The sequence below is a fragment of the Salinivibrio sp. IB643 genome, assembly GCF_001996105.1.
Lineage (GTDB): Bacteria > Pseudomonadota > Gammaproteobacteria > Enterobacterales > Vibrionaceae > Salinivibrio > Salinivibrio costicola.
On record NZ_MUFF01000007.1, the window covers coordinates 60,535 to 77,626 of the forward strand.

General features: G+C 50.6%; 18 protein-coding genes. 15 read left to right on the top strand and 3 right to left on the bottom strand.

Translation table 11 applies throughout. From position 1 onward, the window contains the following. Nucleotides 1-59 precede the first annotated feature (59 nt). The 5 genes from rpoH (at nt 60) to BZG77_RS05280 (ending at nt 4,918) form a co-directional block, all read left to right on the top strand. Nucleotides 60-911 (top strand): RNA polymerase sigma factor RpoH, encoded by an 852-nt coding sequence (gene rpoH, locus BZG77_RS05260; protein WP_443216233.1) that lies wholly within the window; start codon nt 60-62, stop codon nt 909-911. 332 nt (nt 912-1,243) lie between these two features. Continuing rightward, nucleotides 1,244-1,582 carry a thiosulfate sulfurtransferase GlpE gene (gene glpE / locus BZG77_RS05265; RefSeq protein WP_077646470.1) on the top strand — a complete coding sequence of 113 codons (339 nt, stop codon included), beginning with the start codon at nt 1,244-1,246 and terminating at the stop codon, nt 1,580-1,582. An 8-nt stretch (nt 1,583-1,590) separates the two neighbouring features. Continuing rightward, a complete protein-coding gene (gene glpG, locus BZG77_RS05270; protein WP_077646471.1) occupies nt 1,591-2,421 on the top strand; it encodes a rhomboid family intramembrane serine protease GlpG in 831 nt (276 codons plus the stop codon). A gap of 253 nt (nt 2,422-2,674) precedes the next feature. Next, nucleotides 2,675-4,036: a glycerol-3-phosphate transporter gene (gene glpT / locus BZG77_RS05275; RefSeq protein WP_077646472.1), complete on the top strand. Its 1,362-nt coding sequence runs from the start codon at nt 2,675-2,677 to the stop codon at nt 4,034-4,036. Nucleotides 4,037-4,123: 87 nt separating this feature from the next. Next, nucleotides 4,124-4,918 (top strand): DeoR/GlpR family transcriptional regulator, encoded by a 795-nt coding sequence (locus BZG77_RS05280; protein WP_077646473.1) that lies wholly within the window; start codon nt 4,124-4,126, stop codon nt 4,916-4,918. On the opposite strand, the gene BZG77_RS05285 is transcribed toward BZG77_RS05280, so the two are convergent. Next, nucleotides 4,919-5,341, bottom strand: coding sequence for a flagellar basal body-associated protein FliL (locus BZG77_RS05285; RefSeq protein ID WP_077646474.1), 423 nt, complete (start codon nt 5,339-5,341; stop codon nt 4,919-4,921). 157 nt (nt 5,342-5,498) lie between these two features. Here BZG77_RS05285 and BZG77_RS05290 point away from each other — a divergent pair, with 157 nt between their 5' ends. Further along, entirely contained in the window at nt 5,499-6,041 is a 543-nt protein-coding gene (locus BZG77_RS05290; protein WP_077576378.1) for a chorismate lyase, read from the top strand. Continuing rightward, nucleotides 6,038-6,892, top strand: coding sequence for a 4-hydroxybenzoate octaprenyltransferase (gene ubiA, locus BZG77_RS05295; protein WP_077461468.1), 855 nt, complete (start codon nt 6,038-6,040; stop codon nt 6,890-6,892). The genes BZG77_RS05290 and ubiA overlap by 4 nt, the downstream gene beginning before the upstream one ends. A 135-nt stretch (nt 6,893-7,027) precedes the next feature. Here the strand turns inward: ubiA and plsB are convergent, their stop codons facing one another. Beyond that, complete coding sequence (gene plsB, locus BZG77_RS05300; protein WP_077646533.1) at nt 7,028-9,478, bottom strand: glycerol-3-phosphate 1-O-acyltransferase PlsB; 2,451 nt, start codon at nt 9,476-9,478, stop codon at nt 7,028-7,030. 213 nt (nt 9,479-9,691) lie between these two features. Here plsB and lexA point away from each other — a divergent pair, with 213 nt between their 5' ends. The 6 genes from lexA to BZG77_RS05330 all read left to right on the top strand — a co-directional run bounded on the left by lexA (nt 9,692) and on the right by BZG77_RS05330 (nt 15,611). After that, nucleotides 9,692-10,318: a transcriptional repressor LexA gene (gene lexA / locus BZG77_RS05305; RefSeq protein WP_025744361.1), complete on the top strand. Its 627-nt coding sequence runs from the start codon at nt 9,692-9,694 to the stop codon at nt 10,316-10,318. Between the two features lie 121 nt (nt 10,319-10,439). Further along, nucleotides 10,440-11,234: a class I SAM-dependent methyltransferase gene (locus tag BZG77_RS05310; protein ID WP_025744362.1), complete on the top strand. Its 795-nt coding sequence runs from the start codon at nt 10,440-10,442 to the stop codon at nt 11,232-11,234. A gap of 256 nt (nt 11,235-11,490) precedes the next feature. After that, nucleotides 11,491-12,606 carry a cytochrome c oxidase subunit II gene (gene coxB / locus BZG77_RS05315; protein WP_077576375.1) on the top strand — a complete coding sequence of 372 codons (1,116 nt, stop codon included), beginning with the start codon at nt 11,491-11,493 and terminating at the stop codon, nt 12,604-12,606. Between the two features lie 9 nt (nt 12,607-12,615). Continuing rightward, nucleotides 12,616-14,217 carry a cytochrome c oxidase subunit I gene (ctaD, locus tag BZG77_RS05320; RefSeq protein WP_077646475.1) on the top strand — a complete coding sequence of 534 codons (1,602 nt, stop codon included), beginning with the start codon at nt 12,616-12,618 and terminating at the stop codon, nt 14,215-14,217. Then, the gene (locus BZG77_RS05325) at nt 14,207-14,734 is read left to right on the top strand and encodes a cytochrome c oxidase assembly protein (RefSeq protein ID WP_077646476.1); all 528 of its coding nucleotides are present in this window, start codon (nt 14,207-14,209) and stop codon (nt 14,732-14,734) included. Before ctaD ends, BZG77_RS05325 begins: the two co-directional genes overlap by 11 nt. Nucleotides 14,735-14,744: 10 nt before the next feature. Next, nucleotides 14,745-15,611: a cytochrome c oxidase subunit 3 gene (locus BZG77_RS05330; protein ID WP_236719577.1), complete on the top strand. Its 867-nt coding sequence runs from the start codon at nt 14,745-14,747 to the stop codon at nt 15,609-15,611. A 1-nt stretch (nt 15,612) separates the two neighbouring features. On the opposite strand, the gene BZG77_RS05335 is transcribed toward BZG77_RS05330, so the two are convergent. Further along, nucleotides 15,613-15,819: a DUF2909 domain-containing protein gene (locus tag BZG77_RS05335; RefSeq protein WP_077461475.1), complete on the bottom strand. Its 207-nt coding sequence runs from the start codon at nt 15,817-15,819 to the stop codon at nt 15,613-15,615. A gap of 45 nt (nt 15,820-15,864) precedes the next feature. On the opposite strand from BZG77_RS05335, the gene BZG77_RS05340 reads away from it, so the two are divergent. Both BZG77_RS05340 and BZG77_RS05345 read left to right on the top strand, forming a co-directional pair. Further along, nucleotides 15,865-16,572 (top strand): SURF1 family protein, encoded by a 708-nt coding sequence (locus BZG77_RS05340; RefSeq protein WP_158011418.1) that lies wholly within the window; start codon nt 15,865-15,867, stop codon nt 16,570-16,572. Next, entirely contained in the window at nt 16,569-17,090 is a 522-nt protein-coding gene (locus BZG77_RS05345; protein WP_077646478.1) for a hypothetical protein, read from the top strand. Before BZG77_RS05340 ends, BZG77_RS05345 begins: the two co-directional genes overlap by 4 nt. The last annotated feature ends 2 nt before the right edge of the window (nt 17,091-17,092 follow it).

The following is a 17,092-nucleotide window of genomic DNA, read 5'->3' on the forward strand; positions in this document are numbered from 1 at the left end:
ATGCTTAATAGCAATTCGGTCTTCGATGATTCGGAAACGAGGTTTGAATGACAAAAGAGATGAACGCATTGGCACCGATTGTACAAGGTAACATCGATGGTTATCTGCAAGCGGTTAACAGCCACCCTATGCTCAGCGCGGAAGAGGAGCATTCGCTGGCCGAGCGTCTCCATTATCATGGTGATTTGGAGGCGGCGAAGTCGCTGATCTTATCTCACTTGCGTTTTGTTGTTCACATCGCCCGTGGATACACCGGATACGGCTTACCCATCGCGGATTTGGTTCAAGAAGGCAACATTGGCTTAATGAAGGCGGTCAAACGTTTCAACCCTGAAGTTGGCGTACGTCTGGTGTCATTTGCCGTTCATTGGATCAAAGCCGAAATTCACGAGTACGTATTACGTAACTGGCGTATCGTTAAAGTGGCAACGACCAAAGCGCAACGTAAGCTGTTTTTCAACTTACGTAAAAATAAGAAGCGCTTGGGTTGGTTTAATAACGACGAAGTGAATATGGTCGCGCAGCAACTTGGCGTTGAGGCGTCAGAAGTTCGTGAGATGGAGGCCCGTTTAGCGGCACAAGATCCGACCTTTGAAGCGCCCGCATCGGCAGACGATGAGCGTGAAAATGGCCCAATGGCGCCGGTTTACTACCTAGAGGACAAAAGCTCAGATATTGCCGAGTCTCTAGAGGCAGAAAACTGGGAGGCGCACGCTAATCGTCGCTTGGCGAATGCGTTATCAGGCTTGGATGAACGTAGTCAGCATATTGTTCGTGCTCGTTGGTTAGAGGACAATAAGGCAACGTTGCAAGACTTGGCAACGCATTATCAAGTCTCCGCAGAGCGTGTGCGGCAACTAGAAAAAAATGCGATGAAGAAATTAAAGCAAGCCATTGGCGATGCGCTATAGCGCCTCCTGATCCTTGTATTGGTTTCGTGAAGAAAAACCGGCCCGTTGGCCGGTTTTTTATGCCTGAAAACCAGGCGGTACTCATCGCGATAGCAAGTTATACACAGCTTATCCTGGATCACTACTATATGTAGTGGATCCTCAGATGCGATCATCGCTTATCAACGCAATTCACACCTTTGTCCACAAACGATCAAAAATCAAACAAAGCGAGTATTGCTAGGCAGGCGGGGTGAGACAAACTCAGGTACAATGCGGGTTCATCTCGAGGCGCACGCGATCCTCGTGTAACATCAGCTGGGAATAACTTTGTGAGTGGAGAGGTATAAGGTATGGATCAGTTCGCACATATCTCTGTGACCGATGCGTGGGAAATGCTGAACGATGATCAGCAAAATGCAGTATTAGTGGATATTCGTGATCCTCAAACCTTTCAGGTCGCGCATCCTCAAGAGGCCTATCACCTCACCAACGACACGCTGGTGGCGTTTATGGATCAGGTCGATTTTGATCAACCCGTCTTGGTGATGTGTTATCACGGGATCAGTAGCCAAGGGGCGGCACAGTATTTGATCAATCAAGGTTTCGATGTGGTTTATAGTGTCGATGGTGGATTTGAAGCCTGGCATCGACAGTCACTGCCGACCGCATCAGGGATCGATATAAAATAGGACAGCCCATGCAAAAAATCGCGGTATTGCCCAATGCGCGCTTGGCACAAGCTTTTATCGATTACGCGGCTGCGCATGATGTTAGCCTTGAGCTCGCGCCAGAGCCAGACGCACACGTTGCGGTTTGGTTGATTAATGACGACGATAAAGCATGGGTCGACAACGAGCTTGAACGTTTTATTGACGATCCAACACATAGTCGTTATCAAGCGGCGTCTTGGCAAGTTGCCGAGACGCGCCAAGCACGCTTTCACTACCCCTCAGCCCGATTATGGCAAACGGTCAAAGAGAAATCTGGCCCGGTTACCTTGAGTATCATGTTTATCTGTGTGGCTTTGTTTACGCTGATGACCCTCGGCGGCTTTGATGTGGTGGTGCGTCGTCTGCTGTTTCCTGCAGACAGCAGCCAACAATGGCAATTATGGCGTTTATTCAGCCATGCGCTGCTGCATTTTTCTGCCTTACACATCATCTTTAATTTGTTGTGGTGGTGGGTACTTGGAGGTCGAATTGAGCGTCTCGATAGTAGCAGTAAGCTGGTGCAGATCTTTCTCTTTGCCGCACTTTTCKCAGGCTTAGGCCAATATTGGTTAGACGGCCCGTATTTTGGTGGGCTTTCCGGCGTGGTTTATGCGCTATTGGGTTATTTATGGTGGCTAACTTGGTTGGCTCCCGAGCGTGGATTAACCATCGAAAAACCCTATGTGATCTTTATGCTGGCATGGCTGGTGATTGGATTTTTCCAGCCTATGGGCATGAACATCGCCAATATGGCGCATTTATTTGGCTTAATCATCGGTTGTGTCCTGGGTTTATGGGACGCAAAACGCCACGCTTGACTATCCGCTAACCCCTCGTTCATCGACAGATACCACTGTGCCCTAAAAAAAGAGCAATGAATTGCTCTTTTTTTGTTCTAAATCACGCATTTATTGCGTCAGATCTATGTTTTTATGTTCGCTTTCACGGTTTTGGTTTTCATTTTGAGTAATTATTCCATTTGTTGAGCGAAATCGAAATTTTAGTTGCTCACTTGTTTGATTTTTATCTTTTTAATTAATCCATCGCGTACATCTTACTGAGGACCCTCCCATGTTTGGAATCTTTCGGCCGGCAGCTCACCGGCAAAGATTGCCAGAGTCACAGATCGGTGACACTTATACCCGACTGCGCTGGCAATTATTTTTTGGTATTTTTATCGGCTATGCCGGTTATTATCTGGTGCGTAAAAACTTTAGCTTGGCGATGCCGTTTCTGATTGATGAATATGGCTTTAGTCGCGGCGATCTAGGTGTCGCATTGGCGGCGGTATCCATCGCTTATGGTTTGTCCAAGTTCCTCATGGGCAGCGTGTCTGATCGCTCAAACCCAAGATATTTCTTAAGTGCCGGTCTGTTAATGTCATCACTGGTGATGTTCAGCTTTGGCTTTTTGCCATGGACGACAAGCAGTATTGCCATCATGTTTGTGCTGCTGTTTATCAATGGCTGGGTGCAAGGTATGGGCTGGCCGGCTTGTGGACGCACCATGGTGCACTGGTGGTCACGGAAAGAGCGTGGTGAGCTAGTCTCCGTCTGGAACGTTGCCCATAACATTGGTGGCGGACTGATTGGTCCTTTGTTCTTACTGGGTTTATGGCTGTTTAACGACGACTGGCGCGCTTCTTTCTATGTGCCGGCATTCTTTGCTGCGTTGGTCGCTGTCTTTATCTGGTTTACCTTGCGAGATACCCCACAATCGTGTGGCTTGCCGCCGATTGAAGAGTACAAAGACGATTATCCGGATAACTATGACGAAGAAGCATTTGAAAAAGAAATGTCTGCCAAAGACATCTTTATCACTTATGTGATGAAAAACCGTCTGTTGTGGTATATCGCGATTGCCAATGCCTTTGTTTACTTGATTCGCTATGGCGTGCTCGATTGGGCGCCGGTTTACCTGGATGAAGCCAAAGGCTTTACTGTGGATAAATCGTCTTGGGCCTACTTCTTATATGAATGGGCCGGTATCCCAGGCACACTGTTGTGCGGTTGGATGTCCGATAAGTTCTTTAAAGGAGCACGTGCGCCAGCCGGGGTGCTATTTATGGTGCTGGTGACGATCGCTGTGTTGGTGTATTGGTTTAACCCCGCCGGCAACCCAGGCATTGATATGGTGGCACTGGTTGCGATTGGCTTCTTAATTTATGGCCCCGTGATGCTCATTGGTCTGTATGCCTTGGAGCTGGCACCGAAAAAAGCGGCGGGTACCGCGGCAGGACTGACCGGACTATTTGGTTACCTAGGTGGCGCGGTTGTCGCGAACATTGCTCTGGGTTATACCGTGGATCACTTTGGCTGGGACGGTGGCTTTATGCTGCTCACCGGTGGCTGTGGCTTGGCCATCTTCTTCTTGTGCCTCGCGTGGGCGGGAGAGCATCGTGTGCGCCGTGACGCGGCTGTGCACGCTGCCTAAATGATCTGTCTTGGCATCGCCTAGTGGCTATGCGTAAACTAGGAAGCCCTCGTGATCGCGGGGGCTTTTTTTGTAAGGGGAGATGCAGTGAAGCAAAACAAACGTCATCAGCAAATCATTGATCTGGTTAAATCACAAGGATACGTGAGCACGGAAGACTTGGTTGAGCGCTTCAATGTCAGCCCACAAACGATTCGACGTGATCTCAATGAGTTGGCAGCAGAAAATCAAATTCGCCGCCATCACGGTGGTGCCACCGTGCCCTCCAGCTCTGAAAACACCGCGTATGCGACCCGCAAAGTATTGCAACAACAGGAAAAAGACACCATCGCTCAGGCGCTGGTGCAGCACATTCCCGACGGCGCAACGTTATTTATTGATATTGGGACCACCCCAGAGGCGGTGGCGCGCGCATTGCTGGATCATCATAACTTACGGGTAGTCACCAATAACCTCAATGCGGCGGCGATCTTAATGCCGAAACAGGATTTTACGGTGATTATTGCCGGTGGTGAGGTACGCAATCGTGATGGTGGCATTGTGGGAGAGGCCACGCTCGATTTTGTCTCTCAGTTTCGACTCGACTTTGGCATCTTGGGGATCAGTGGTATTGACGATGATGGGTCATTACTGGACTTTGACTATCATGAGGTGCGGGTTAAAAAAGCCATTTTAGACAATAGCCGCTGTGTGATGTTGGCCGCTGACCACACTAAATTTGGTCGTAATGCGATGGTGAACTTGGGCAATATTACCCAACTGGATATGGTCTTTACCGATGCCACTCCGCCCGCGCAAATTCAGGAGATGTTAGCGGCACAAGGCAGCCACCTAGAGGTGATCAGCCATGCCGTCTCTGAGGATATGCCGTCAGTTGGGTGATTACTGATAGAGGTACTTGGTAAATAAAAGGTCGGCCAGCATTCTGCGATTGGTTTCGGCAAGAAGAAGCGCGTTGACCTTTTCTAGGCATGCTTTGCGAATCGCTTCGCGTCCCGACAGCGATTTAATTTTGCTCGCGGTCTGTTGCGCCAAGGTTTCTATGATGACATCGCGGATCAGCGGAGAGTGGTATTCCAGCTCGCTGACCCACTTAGGATCATCGACCATCAATTCAACTTTCACCTTGATAAAACCGAGCCGTGGGCCCTCGGTGACATAATTGGTGGTAATTTCAGGCTCTAAGGAAAAGTAACTGTACTTTGCTTGGTTGCCGTTACTGCCTTCTTCTTGTGCCTGGACGGCGGTACTGACCCATAACAACAGGCTCAGCAGTACCATCAATAGGGGTTGTCGTTTACTCATAGCTACCCAAAAATTCGGTTGATGATGTGATAGGAGTAGGCCGTGCGCATTCTCCAATCACGGTCAGCCTGATACAATTACCTGCCGAGTATAGCAACATTGTCCGCCTCATAGGGGGACGGACAGGCGAATTTTGCGCGATGTGGCACAGGAAATAATGTCAGACTTAAATCATACCTATCTAGAGGCGCTGCAACAGGCACGCTGGGAGCGACCCGATATTGCGGCGTTAAAGCGCACCGCAGAAGGCAGCTGGTTGTTAGAATCTCACTCCATGACGGCGCGACTCAAACGCCACTGTCAGGATTTCGATGTCGACGTGCTCCAGGTCTATCAACTGACGCCGGACAAATTGACCGATCATGAAACCGCTTTGATTGGCCCAGAGGCCTGTGTGGTACGGGAAGTCGTCCTCAAAGGTGACGGACAAGCTTGGCTCTGTGCGCGAACGCTAATGCCGGCTTCCACCTTAGAGGGACAGGGTGGCCACTTACACGCGCTGGGGACCGAACCACTGGGTCAGCATGTGTTTAAACAGCGGGCCTCTCGCCGCGATGCGATTGAAACCGCGCATGTCTCTTGCTTGTCACACCAGCTTTATGCCCGTCGCTCACGTCTTTGGCTCCATAATCGACCCATGTTAGTGGCCGAACTCTTTTTGCCTCACTCTCCCTTATATGGCAAGGAGGCGCCCGCATGAGCACGAAATTGGCTGCTTATGGCCAGCTTGCACGTTTAGACCGTCCCATTGGTACCTTATTATTACTCTGGCCAACATTATGGGCGTTATTTTTAGCCGCCGATGGCATGCCGGCGTTGCTGACCCTGGTCGTCTTTGTGCTCGGGGTGTATATGATGCGTGCTGCCGGCTGCGTGATTAACGATTATGCGGATCGCCACTTTGATGGTCACGTCAAACGCACCAAAGCGCGCCCTTTGCCCTCAGGGCGGATCGGCGAGAAAGAAGCGCTGGGTTTCTTTATTGCGCTAGTGTTAGGCGCATTTTTATTGGTATTAACCCAAAATACGCTCACCATTCAGCTCTCGTTTGTTGGGGTGGCGCTGGCGTTTATTTACCCGTTTATGAAGCGCTATACCCATCTTCCCCAGCTGGTGTTGGGGCTGGCGTTCAGCTGGGCGATCCCGATGGCGTTTGCCGCGGCACAAGGGGCACTCCCTCCGGTGATTTGGCTGCTATTTATGGCCAATATTTGCTGGACTATTGCTTACGACACCTTGTACGCCATGGTGGACCGCGATGATGATCTAAAGATTGGGATTAAATCGACCGCTATCTTGTTCGGACGTTGGGATAAAGCCGCGGTTGGTGTATTGCAGTTATTGACGCTTGCGCTATTGATGCTCGCCGGGCAATGGCTAGAGCTGGCGGCCGGTTACCAATGGAGCCTATTAGCGGCCTTTGCGCTATTTGTTTATCAACACTATCTTGCCCGTGAACGGGAACGCATGGCATGTTTTCAGGCTTTTTTAAACAATAACTATGTCGGTTTAGTGGTATTCATTGGTGTTTTGGCCGGTATTTACGGTTAATGTTGTCGCTCTTATCATCAACAACGAGACACTAAAAAGGCGCTTCTCAATGAAGCGCCTTTTTTTAAGTATCTAACTGNTCAACATCTTATGGTAATCAAGAGCGTATGGGCACTACAAGCTGACGGTACCCTGTTAGCTATCATCAGGCTGGCTTTCATTCAGCGGCTGATTTAGCACGGCTTGAATGGTTAATTGCACTTCTGGTGAGATCAAACCACAGACAAAGTCATTTAAGGCCTGGATGCGCTCAGCATTGGCTTTGGCATCATCGTCTAAATAGCCTTGCTCGCGCAGGGTATCGATAAAGATGGTAAAGACCTGTTTATCGAAAAACTCAGGCGCATTGATACCATGTAAACGGCTGAGTCGTTGCGCTAACATTTGGCTGTGTTTTTCCAAATCGCGCTTATCAATGTGTGGCTGATGGGTGAACAAGGTCAAGGTAATGGCATAGCGCTGCAGGGTTTCGGCAATGGTACGGCCGAGTAATTGTAGCTCGCCGAGCTTGGCATTATTCATGGTGACTTTGTCGCCCTCACAGCACAACAAGGACTGCGCATGCATGGCATGTAAGAGTGCATCAAAGTAGCTGTCGAGTCCGGCATCATCAAAGCTCATAAAGAGTTCTGCTTTGAGCAAGGGATACAACTGCTGCACACAAGCCCGCAAGCCGGATTGACTGATGGTTTGGTGGGTTACCAGGATTTGTGCAATCAGTGATGGCAGTGCCACTAGGTGGATCACATTATTGCGATAGTAAGTCATTAAGATGGCTTGCTGGCGATCAAGCGAAATGACTTCACCCATGGTGTCTTTCTCGACCACCAGTTTATTTAACGACAACGCATGCTCGACCAATTCTACCGGCGAGGCTTGTGGGACACTGCTACTGGTGGAATATGGGGCCTGAGTCAGTAGGCCTTGATAGACCGCAAGCTGTGCTTCTAAGGCTTCTCTGCTCAGGGCTCGTTGGCGCGAGGCGAGCAGCGCGGTCGCACAGAGGTTCAGCGCATTGGTCGCGGCAGCATCGTTGATATGGGTCATGACCTTGGTCGCTAACTCACTCACCACTGGGTTCATCCAAGCCGGCTTTTGAGGCTCCATTGGATCAATATAATCATGCCAATCTGGCACTTTCTCATTGAGGTGTTGATTGAGCGCAATCGGCTCACCGAAGTTGACATAGCCAAGGCCATAATTGCGCAACTTACGCACGATCCCGAGCACCTGGCCAAAGCTTTCTTTCTCTTTGCGTTGGCCTTGGAGTTCTTTGGCGTAGGTGTTGACCTCCATTACGTGCTCGTAGCCGATATAGACAGGCACCAAGGTAATAGGGCGCTGTTGCCCGCGCAGCATGGCTTGCAAGGTCATCGATAACATCCCCGTTTTGGCCGACAGTAAGCGACCAGTGCGCGAGCGCCCGCCTTCAGCGAAATATTCGACCGAATAACCGCGGGCAAACAACTCGGCCAAGTATTCACGAAAAACGGTGGAATATAAGCGATTGCCTTTAAAACTGCGGCGAATAAAAAAGGCGCCACCGCGACGGAAGAGCGGCCCGGCAGGGAAGAAGTTGAGGTTGACGCCCGCGGCAATATGCGGCGGCACTAAGCCTTCTTTATACAGTACGTAAGAGAGCAGCAAGTAATCCATGTGCGAGCGATGGCAAGGCACATAGACAATCTCGTGACCATCTTGCGCCAGCTGGCGAACCCGTTCGGCATTGTTAACATGAAGGCCTTGATACAGTTTATTCCAAAGCCAGGTTAGAATGCGGTCGCTGTATCGAATCAAACGATACGAAAAGTTTGCCGCAATCTCTTCCATCATGTCGACGGCTTCTTTACGAACTTTTTCAACTGACACATCACGGCTTTGTGCTTCATCGTGGACGACTTTGTCGATGGCCTTTGACGCCAGTAGGCGTTTGAAGAGCAAAGCACGATTAGGTAAGCGTGGGCCTGAAGCCGCGAGTTTTTGCCGCGAAAAGTGGATCATTGCCACTCGCGCCAGTTTATGGGCGATCGCCTGATCGGTGCCGTGTTTATCCGCCATATAGCGCAAGGATACCGCTTGGCTTAACCGCACCATGCCATCACGGCCACGCGTAAGGATGGTCCAGAATTTTTCTGGCCCATTCATTGCGTGCAGCGTTGCTTGGTGGCGTTGTGTTTCGTTACCCGGATCGCGTTGCCACAACACGGAAGCGGGAACCAGCTGGATATCCAATTCACTATCTTGACGATGTAAGCGCAGCAGATCTTGAAAATGCGCTAAGGAGCGTTTGGGCAAGTCTTGATCCGCGGAAAAGACCTTACGACCGTGACTAATAAAGACATAGCGCGGCAGTGTGGTATCGCCAATAATGAGGGGCTTTAATGGATCCGGTAATCCTTGACGTAAACAGGTTCGCCGTAGCGTTAATAAATCCGAATGAGACTGAAACGGCAACACGTACACAATAGGACGTGCGAGAGACAGGTTTAGCTGCTCGACCGGTTCAGAGGGGATACATTGGGTTTTTACCCAGGCAGAAAGCGGCAAATTCAATAGCTTGTAATAAATCTTTTGCCAGAGCGCCATGATTGTCAGTGCCTCAAATTCAAAATGCGCGCCAAGGATAGCAGAAAATGGCTGCGAACTTGCAACCAAAGGCAGAGAATTGACGCGAGATTGTGCGCATTTGAATCGGCTATCGACAATGAGATCCGCTTCTCGTGTCTATAATTAGTCCTTTTCAAGCCGTATGTTACTGGATATACTCACAGTTAACTGTATAAAAAGACAGGTAAGAGCATGAAGCCGTTAACCGCGAGACAGCAACAAATCTTCGAGCTGATTAAAACCCATATTGAAGACACAGGGATGCCCCCAACACGTGCCGAAATCGCCCGTCAGCTGGGGTTTCGCTCCGCGAACGCTGCCGAAGAGCATTTGAAAGCGTTGGCGCGCAAAGGCGTACTCGAGATTATTCCCGGGGCATCACGCGGTATTCGCTTAATTAGCGAAGAAGAAGTGGTGACGCCTGATGACCAAGGCTTGCCTTTAATTGGCCGTGTCGCGGCGGGTGAGCCCATCTTGGCACAAGAGCATGTTGAGAGCCTCTATCAGGTCGATCCAGCCTTGTTTAAGCCAAGTGCCGACTTTTTACTGCGAGTTAGCGGCATGAGCATGAAAGATATCGGTATTCTCGACGGTGACTTACTGGCGGTGCACAAAACACAAGATGTACATAATGGCCAAGTGGTCGTCGCGCGAGTGGATGACGATGTCACCGTCAAACGGCTAGAGAAGAAAGGGTCGAATGTTGTTCTTCATGCTGAAAACGATGAATTTATGCCGATCTCGGTGGATTTAACTGCACAATCACTGACGATTGAAGGTGTTGCTGTTGGTGTGATTCGCAATACCGATTGGATGTGATTTCTCATGTTGGCGGACATTGATGTCCGCCAATGGAATGCGGTTAAAAAAACATCTTTGCATTTCTCTGTATTTAAACGATAATTATTATCATCCTTGATTATCGTGTGTGGAGGTGTCCGTGCGTACGCAACAGCATTCTGTTCCCAGTAAGCTATTTAAGCCTATGTGGCTGCGCAGTCGTGAGAGCCTGACTGACAATGGCGTGATCTATGACCCCATGGCGGCCGCCGCATGCCAAGGGTGTGTCATGCAGCCCGAATGTGATTGGCACAATCTCGATCAAACCCAGCTTCTTTATGCCACGCTCACTAGCCAGTGTGATGCCATTGTTAAACAGTTTCTTGCTCAGCATCCCACGGCATGGATCATTAATGTTGGTGGTGGGTTAGATACCCGCTTTTATCGACTGGATAACGGCCGTTGTCGTTGGTTAGAAGTCGATGTTGACGAAACCTTGTTATGGCGAGAGCGTTTATTCCACACCAGTGAGCGTTTCCGGATGGTGCAAGGGTCGGTCAAACAGCTTGATTGGCTGGCGCAACTGGCGGTCCCTGCGGGTCATCCGACCATGTTAATTTGCGATCAAGCCTTACTTGAGTGCACCAACCAAGAAATTTCTGCATTTTGCCAGCATATTAGTCGCTATTTTCCGCAAGTTGAGGCCTGTTTAGTCTTAGCGGGGGATAAGTGCCATAGCCGGATCGGCCAGAAACTGGGGTGTGAATCTTATCAACATGGTTTTGCCGATCCGCGTATGGCGATCATTCAAGCCTTGCCCTGGGCCTGTCGGGTTGAAGAACACTCCCCACTTGATAAACCCTGCCCAAGGTGGCGTTTTTGGCAGCGCGCACTGGCGGCGATGCCGCGTTATCGCCTGCGTTTTACCCCGATGGTGTTGCATATTGAGATCTAGCGCGGCGCGGGTGCCGCCTTTCGCTTTCCAGTCTGTGCTTAGCCTCACGATCTTTCTTTGTCTATTTTTTGTCCTTTGGGCAAACATCTCCTAAATTGAATGTAAACAAAACGTTAACTTTTGTGATCGTATGTATCGCGTTGTTTCCTTAACCTTTGCTTAAGCTGCGTGGGTTTAAACAAAGGTGCAATGCATTCATGCCTGCGGGCAGGAGGGGGCCGTGTCGAGCTACCATAAACCAATACTGGCATCGGGAATGGCTTTGCTGCCTGGGCAAGTGCAGGCTGCCGAACGTGAAGGGTGGAACCTGACTCAAGGGGTCACGGCCATCAGTCAGCAGGTGTATGACCTGCATATGACGATTTTCTATATTTGCGTGGCGATAGGGGTATTGGTGTTCGGCGTAATGTTTTGGGCCATTATCCGCCATCGTAAATCCAAAGGCGCCAAGCCTGCTTCGTTTCATGAAAGTACCAAGGTAGAAATTGCGTGGACGCTCGTACCGTTTCTCATTTTGGTGGGTATGGCGATCCCCGCCACCCAAGTCTTACTCGATATGGAAGATACCACCAAGCCTGATTTAACCGTTCAAGTGACTGGCTCACAATGGAAGTGGCATTACCGCTACTTTGATCACGATGTTGCTTTTTTCTCCTTGCTTGCCTCTAGCCCTGAACAGATCCGCAACGAAAGACAAAAACGCGATAACTATTTGTTAGAAGTCGACCAACCCTTGGTGTTACCGGTGGGACGCAAGGTGCGCTTTTTGATCACGTCGCAAGATGTGATTCATTCTTGGTGGGTACCGGCCTTCGCGGTGAAAAAGGATGCCAACCCTGGGTTTATCAATGAGGCTTGGACCAAAATCGACAAACCCGGCATTTATCGTGGGCAGTGTGCCGAGCTGTGCGGTAAAGACCACGGTTTTATGCCAATTGTGGTGATCGCCAAGCCGCAAGAAGAATTTGATGCTTGGGTGCAAAAAACCGCACTCACTCAGCAACAAGCTCGCGAAGAAGAGCAACGCTTATTGGGGATGGAAATGCCGATGGATGAACTGATGGCGCTGGGCAAACAAGTGTATGACAGCCGCTGCGGCATGTGCCATCAAAGTGAAGGGCAAGGCATGCCTGGCGTATTCCCCGCGTTAGCGGATGCTGAGATTGCGACGCAACCAAATCGATTGGTCGATCATATCGATATTGTCGTCAACGGCAAAGCCGGCACTGCCATGCAAGCGTTTGGACCGCAATTGTCACTCAAAGAGTTAGCAGCGGTGGTAACGTACGAGCGCAATGCGTGGGGCAATGACACCGGCGAGACGGTACAAGCCGCTCAGGTTAACGCGGTGATGTCGGGCGAAGAGCTTTAGGAGCGCACTATGACAGATACAACGCCAGAATCCGTTCATGACGACCACCACCATAAACCGCGCGGCATCATGCGCTGGGTGCTGACCACTAACCACAAAGACATCGGCTCCATGTATCTGATTTTCAGCTTCACCATGTTTTTGCTGGGTGGGGCGATGGCAATGGTGATCCGTGCGGAATTATTCCAGCCCGGCCTGCAACTGATAGCGCCCAATTTTTTTAATCAAATGACCACGGTTCATGGTTTGATTATGGTGTTTGGCGCGGTCATGCCTGCCTTTACTGGGCTTGCTAACTGGATGGTGCCGATGATGATAGGGGCGCCGGATATGGCGCTACCACGGATGAATAACTGGAGCTTTTGGATTCTGCCGTTTGCGTTTCTATTGTTGATCGGCTCGTTATTTATGGAAGGTGGCGGCCCCAACTTTGGCTGGACCTTCTACGCGCCACTGTCGACTACCTATAGCCCCGATAGCACCGGCTTATTTGTGTTTGCCCTACATATTATGGGGATCAGCTCCATTATGGGGGCGATCAATGTGATTGTGACAATTATCAATATGCGCGCGCCTGGCATGACCTATATGAAAATGCCGCTGTTTGTCTGGACCTGGCTGATAACCGCCTTTTTGCTGATTGCGGTGATGCCGGTATTAGCGGGAGCAGCGACCATGGTGTTGACCGATAAATACTTTGGCACCAGCTTTTTTGATGCGGCGGGGGGCGGTGATCCGGTTTTGTTCCAGCACATTTTCTGGTTCTTTGGTCACCCAGAAGTTTACATCATGATTTTGCCCAGTTTTGGCATTATCTCGGCCATCGTGCCGGCGTTCTCACGCAAACGGCTATTTGGTTACAGCTCCATGGTGTATGCCACCGCCTCGATTGCAGGATTAAGCTTTCTGGTATGGGCACATCATATGTTCACTACCGGAATGCCGGTGTTTGCCGAGCTGTTTTTCATGTTCTGTACCATGCTGATCTCGGTGCCGACTGGGGTCAAAGTGTTTAACTGGGTGGCGACCATGTGGCGAGGCTCGCTAACGTTTGAAGTGCCAATGCTGTTTGCGATTGCATTTATCGTCTTATTTACCATTGGCGGGTTTTCTGGGCTAATGTTGGCGATCACACCGGCTGATTTTCAGTACCACGACACCTACTTTGTGGTGGCGCACTTTCACTATGTTTTAGTCTCAGGGGCGGTGTTCTCGATCATGGCAGCCGCCTATTACTGGCTGCCTAAATGGACTGGGCATATGTTTAATGAAACCTTGGCACAGTGGCATTTTTGGTGCTCAGTGATTTCCGTCAATATTCTCTTTTTTCCGATGCATTTTCTCGGCCTCGCAGGCATGCCACGCCGGATCCCCGATTATGCCCTGCAGTTTGCCGACGTGAACGCCATTGTCAGCATTGGTGGCTTTGCCTTTGGTCTGTCGCAACTCATCTTTTTAGCCGTCGTCATTAAATGCGCGCGTGGTGGCGAGCCTGCTGCCGCTAAACCTTGGGAAGGGGCCGAAGGTCTGGAGTGGACCGTGCCATCGCCCGCGCCTTACCACACCTTTGAGACACCGCCGGATCTGGAGGAAGCGCGCCATGGTCACTAAATCAACGCGCTCCGCTCGTCGTCTACTGTTGCTCGCCGTGGGTATGTTTGGTTTTGCCTTTGCCTTAGTTCCGCTCTACGACGTGTTTTGCGACGTGACGGGCATTAATGGCAAAACGGATACCGAGGCGGCCGCATCCAGTGCTGGCATTAACCAAGATCGCTTGGTGACCATTGAATTTATTGCCTACATCAATCCGGGGATGCGTTGGACATTTGAGCCCCAAGTCAACCAGATGCAAGTGCACCCTGGTGCGACTCACACGATTAATTATCTCGCAACCAATAACGCACGCTATGACACCATTGGTCAAGCCGTACCCTCGGTCTCACCGGGGATAGCCGCGCAATACTTTAACAAGATTGAATGCTTTTGTTTTAACCGGCAGCCATTGCCACGTGGCGAGGACGCGGCGTTGCCCCTGGTGTTTTATGTGGATCCTGAGCTGCCGGATGACATTAACCATTTAACGCTGGCCTATACGCTGTTTGATGTCACCGCCAGTGCCAAGGAATAAGGAGGCGATCATGGCGACGCCTGAACGTTACTACGTCCCAGCTGCCAGTATATGGCCGATTGTCGGTGCGCTGGCGCTGTTTTTAATTGCGGCAGGGGCCGGTGCCACGGTAGGCGGCTTGTTTGGGGGATACGGCCCTTGGTTGTTGCTGGCGGGCACCGTACTGATTGTGGTGATGCTGACCGGCTGGTTTCGCGATGTGATCCGCGAATCCATGCAAGGCCTCTACTCGGCCCAAATGGACCGTTCTTTTCGCCAAGGAATGAGCTGGTTTATTTTCTCTGAGGTGATGTTTTTTGGTGCCTTCTTTGGTGCGCTCTTTTACGCCCGCTTTATCGCCGTACCTTGGCTAGGCGGGGCCAGCAATAATGCGATGACCGCGGCGGTATTGTGGCCGGATTTTGTTGCCCAGTGGCCACTGACTGTCACACCGGGCGGGATAGAAACCACGGCAATGCCCGCGATGGGACTGCCCTTGCTTAACACGCTGATCCTCCTGACCTCGTCGGTCACGCTCCATATTGCCCATACTGCGATTGAAAAAAACCAACGCGGGCGGCTGAAGGGATTTTTACTGGCGACCGTCTTACTTGGGGCGGTGTTTATGTTCTTTCAAGGCGAAGAGTATGTGCATGCCTATCAAGAAATGAACTTGCGCCTCGATTCAGGCGTGTATGGCAACACCTTCTACTTACTGACGGGCTTCCATGGTTTACACGTGACCTTGGGAACCGTAATGCTCTTGGTTATTTGGTTGCGCGTGATGCGTGGACATTTTAGCCCTGAGCATCACTTTGGCTTTCAAGCCAGTGCGTGGTATTGGCACTTTGTGGATGTGGTGTGGCTGTGCTTGTTTGTGTTGGTTTACATTCTTTAACTCAGTATGGGCGCGGATTGGGGGCAACCCAGCCCATGGAGAGCGCAATCAGCAATAACACGAAGACAATCACGGAAAACAGCACCCGGCGACCTAGATAACGGGATAAAGGCACTGAATTATCGCCTTTTAATAACACGGGCAAGGCACGAAAGAGGTTAAACAAAATAAAAACCAGTAAACAAATCAGAATGGCTTTGATCAACATAAGCGCTCCTTCGCGCAATGGGTAAGTATGAAACAAGGACGACGAATGGGATTTCTGATATTGACTGTGGTTGTGGTCTTGCTGCTCGTCAAGTTAAGCCATTGGCAATGGACGCGTGGCGCGCAAAAAGCCCAACATCTGGCACGGTTTGACGCCAACCAAACACCACAATCACTCACAGGCTCGGTGCAAAAAGGGCAATACCTGGTGATCGATGGCCAGTTTTGCCCCGAGTTCGCCGTGTGGCTCGACAATCAGATTCACCAAGGCCGCGTAGGCTATCGCCTTTTTCTTCCTTTTATTCCAAGCCAGCAGCCATCGCAGTGGTGGTTAGTTGAATTGGGCTGGATGGCCGCGCCTGCGCTTCGTGCATTGCCGGACGTTCCCACGTTAGCATCGCGCTATCAGCTGTTCGGATTTGCTGACACACCGTCAAAGCGCGTTGTGCTTAAGCAACAGACGGAAACGCAAACCTGGCCGGTGCGGGTACAACGCATTGATTTACCCACATTGCAGGCACGACTACCCGCGCTAGAGGTGCAGTGGCTGATACGGGCAGAAAAACTGGTGGATGTGACAGCGCCGAGCCGGGATGCCTTGGCGCAAGCAGGGGTGAGGCCGGTGTGGCAGCCAGTGGTGATGCCGCCGACGAAGCACTATGGCTATGCCTTGCAATGGGCACTGATGGCTCTCGCAGTCGGTATCGGTGCGGGCATATGGTGGCACAAAACACAAAGGAAGGAGTGCGAATGAAAGGACGCATGCTTGTCGTGGTATTGATAGGGGTATTTATACTGCCGGTGGTGGTGGCCAAATTAGTGCTCGAGCAAAGTTGGTACCAAAAAGGTGTCACCAATTACGGCCAGTTTCTTGCTGAGCCAGCGACCTTGAATTGGTTACCCGAGCAAGGGCAGTGGCGGTTGATTTATCGGGTGCCAGAACAGTGTAACTTGGTATGTGAGCAAGCCCTTTTTCAGTTAACGCAAATTCCTATTGCGGTGGGTAAAGAGCGCGATCGCGTCACTAGCGTGGCCCTGACAAGTACTGCACCGAAAGCGCCAGAGGTACTGACATGGCAAACTTTGACGACCGAGCAGGCGCAGGCATGGCAGCAGCAAGCATTTGATAAAAATACTATTTATCTTAGCGATCCGATGAACAATGTGGTGCTGGCCTATCCAGTCAGTGATGATAACACCCAGTGGATTGCGCAAGGTAAAGGCTTATTGCGCGATCTCAAACGGCTTCTCAAGTTGTCTAAGGTAGGCTGATT

What these genes read in the sequence shown, in the direction of transcription:
- plsB (WP_077646533.1), bottom strand. Translation starts at nt 9,478, where the DNA reads ATGGCGCTCTGGCAAAAGATTTATTACAAGCTATTGAATTTGCCGCTT.
- BZG77_RS05340 (WP_158011418.1), top strand. Translation starts at nt 15,865, where the DNA reads ATGGGATTTCTGATATTGACTGTGGTTGTGGTCTTGCTGCTCGTCAAG.
- BZG77_RS05285 (WP_077646474.1), bottom strand. Translation starts at nt 5,341, where the DNA reads ATGAGTAAACGACAACCCCTATTGATGGTACTGCTGAGCCTGTTGTTA.
- lexA (WP_025744361.1), top strand. Translation starts at nt 9,692, where the DNA reads ATGAAGCCGTTAACCGCGAGACAGCAACAAATCTTCGAGCTGATTAAA.
- ctaD (WP_077646475.1), top strand. Translation starts at nt 12,616, where the DNA reads ATGACAGATACAACGCCAGAATCCGTTCATGACGACCACCACCATAAA.
- glpT (WP_077646472.1), top strand. Translation starts at nt 2,675, where the DNA reads ATGTTTGGAATCTTTCGGCCGGCAGCTCACCGGCAAAGATTGCCAGAG.
- BZG77_RS05290 (WP_077576378.1), top strand. Translation starts at nt 5,499, where the DNA reads ATGTCAGACTTAAATCATACCTATCTAGAGGCGCTGCAACAGGCACGC.
- BZG77_RS05335 (WP_077461475.1), bottom strand. Translation starts at nt 15,819, where the DNA reads ATGTTGATCAAAGCCATTCTGATTTGTTTACTGGTTTTTATTTTGTTT.
- glpE (WP_077646470.1), top strand. Translation starts at nt 1,244, where the DNA reads ATGGATCAGTTCGCACATATCTCTGTGACCGATGCGTGGGAAATGCTG.
- BZG77_RS05330 (WP_236719577.1), top strand. Translation starts at nt 14,745, where the DNA reads ATGGCGACGCCTGAACGTTACTACGTCCCAGCTGCCAGTATATGGCCG.
- coxB (WP_077576375.1), top strand. Translation starts at nt 11,491, where the DNA reads ATGGCTTTGCTGCCTGGGCAAGTGCAGGCTGCCGAACGTGAAGGGTGG.
- BZG77_RS05325 (WP_077646476.1), top strand. Translation starts at nt 14,207, where the DNA reads ATGGTCACTAAATCAACGCGCTCCGCTCGTCGTCTACTGTTGCTCGCC.
- ubiA (WP_077461468.1), top strand. Translation starts at nt 6,038, where the DNA reads ATGAGCACGAAATTGGCTGCTTATGGCCAGCTTGCACGTTTAGACCGT.
- rpoH (WP_443216233.1), top strand. Translation starts at nt 60, where the DNA reads ATGAACGCATTGGCACCGATTGTACAAGGTAACATCGATGGTTATCTG.
- BZG77_RS05345 (WP_077646478.1), top strand. Translation starts at nt 16,569, where the DNA reads ATGAAAGGACGCATGCTTGTCGTGGTATTGATAGGGGTATTTATACTG.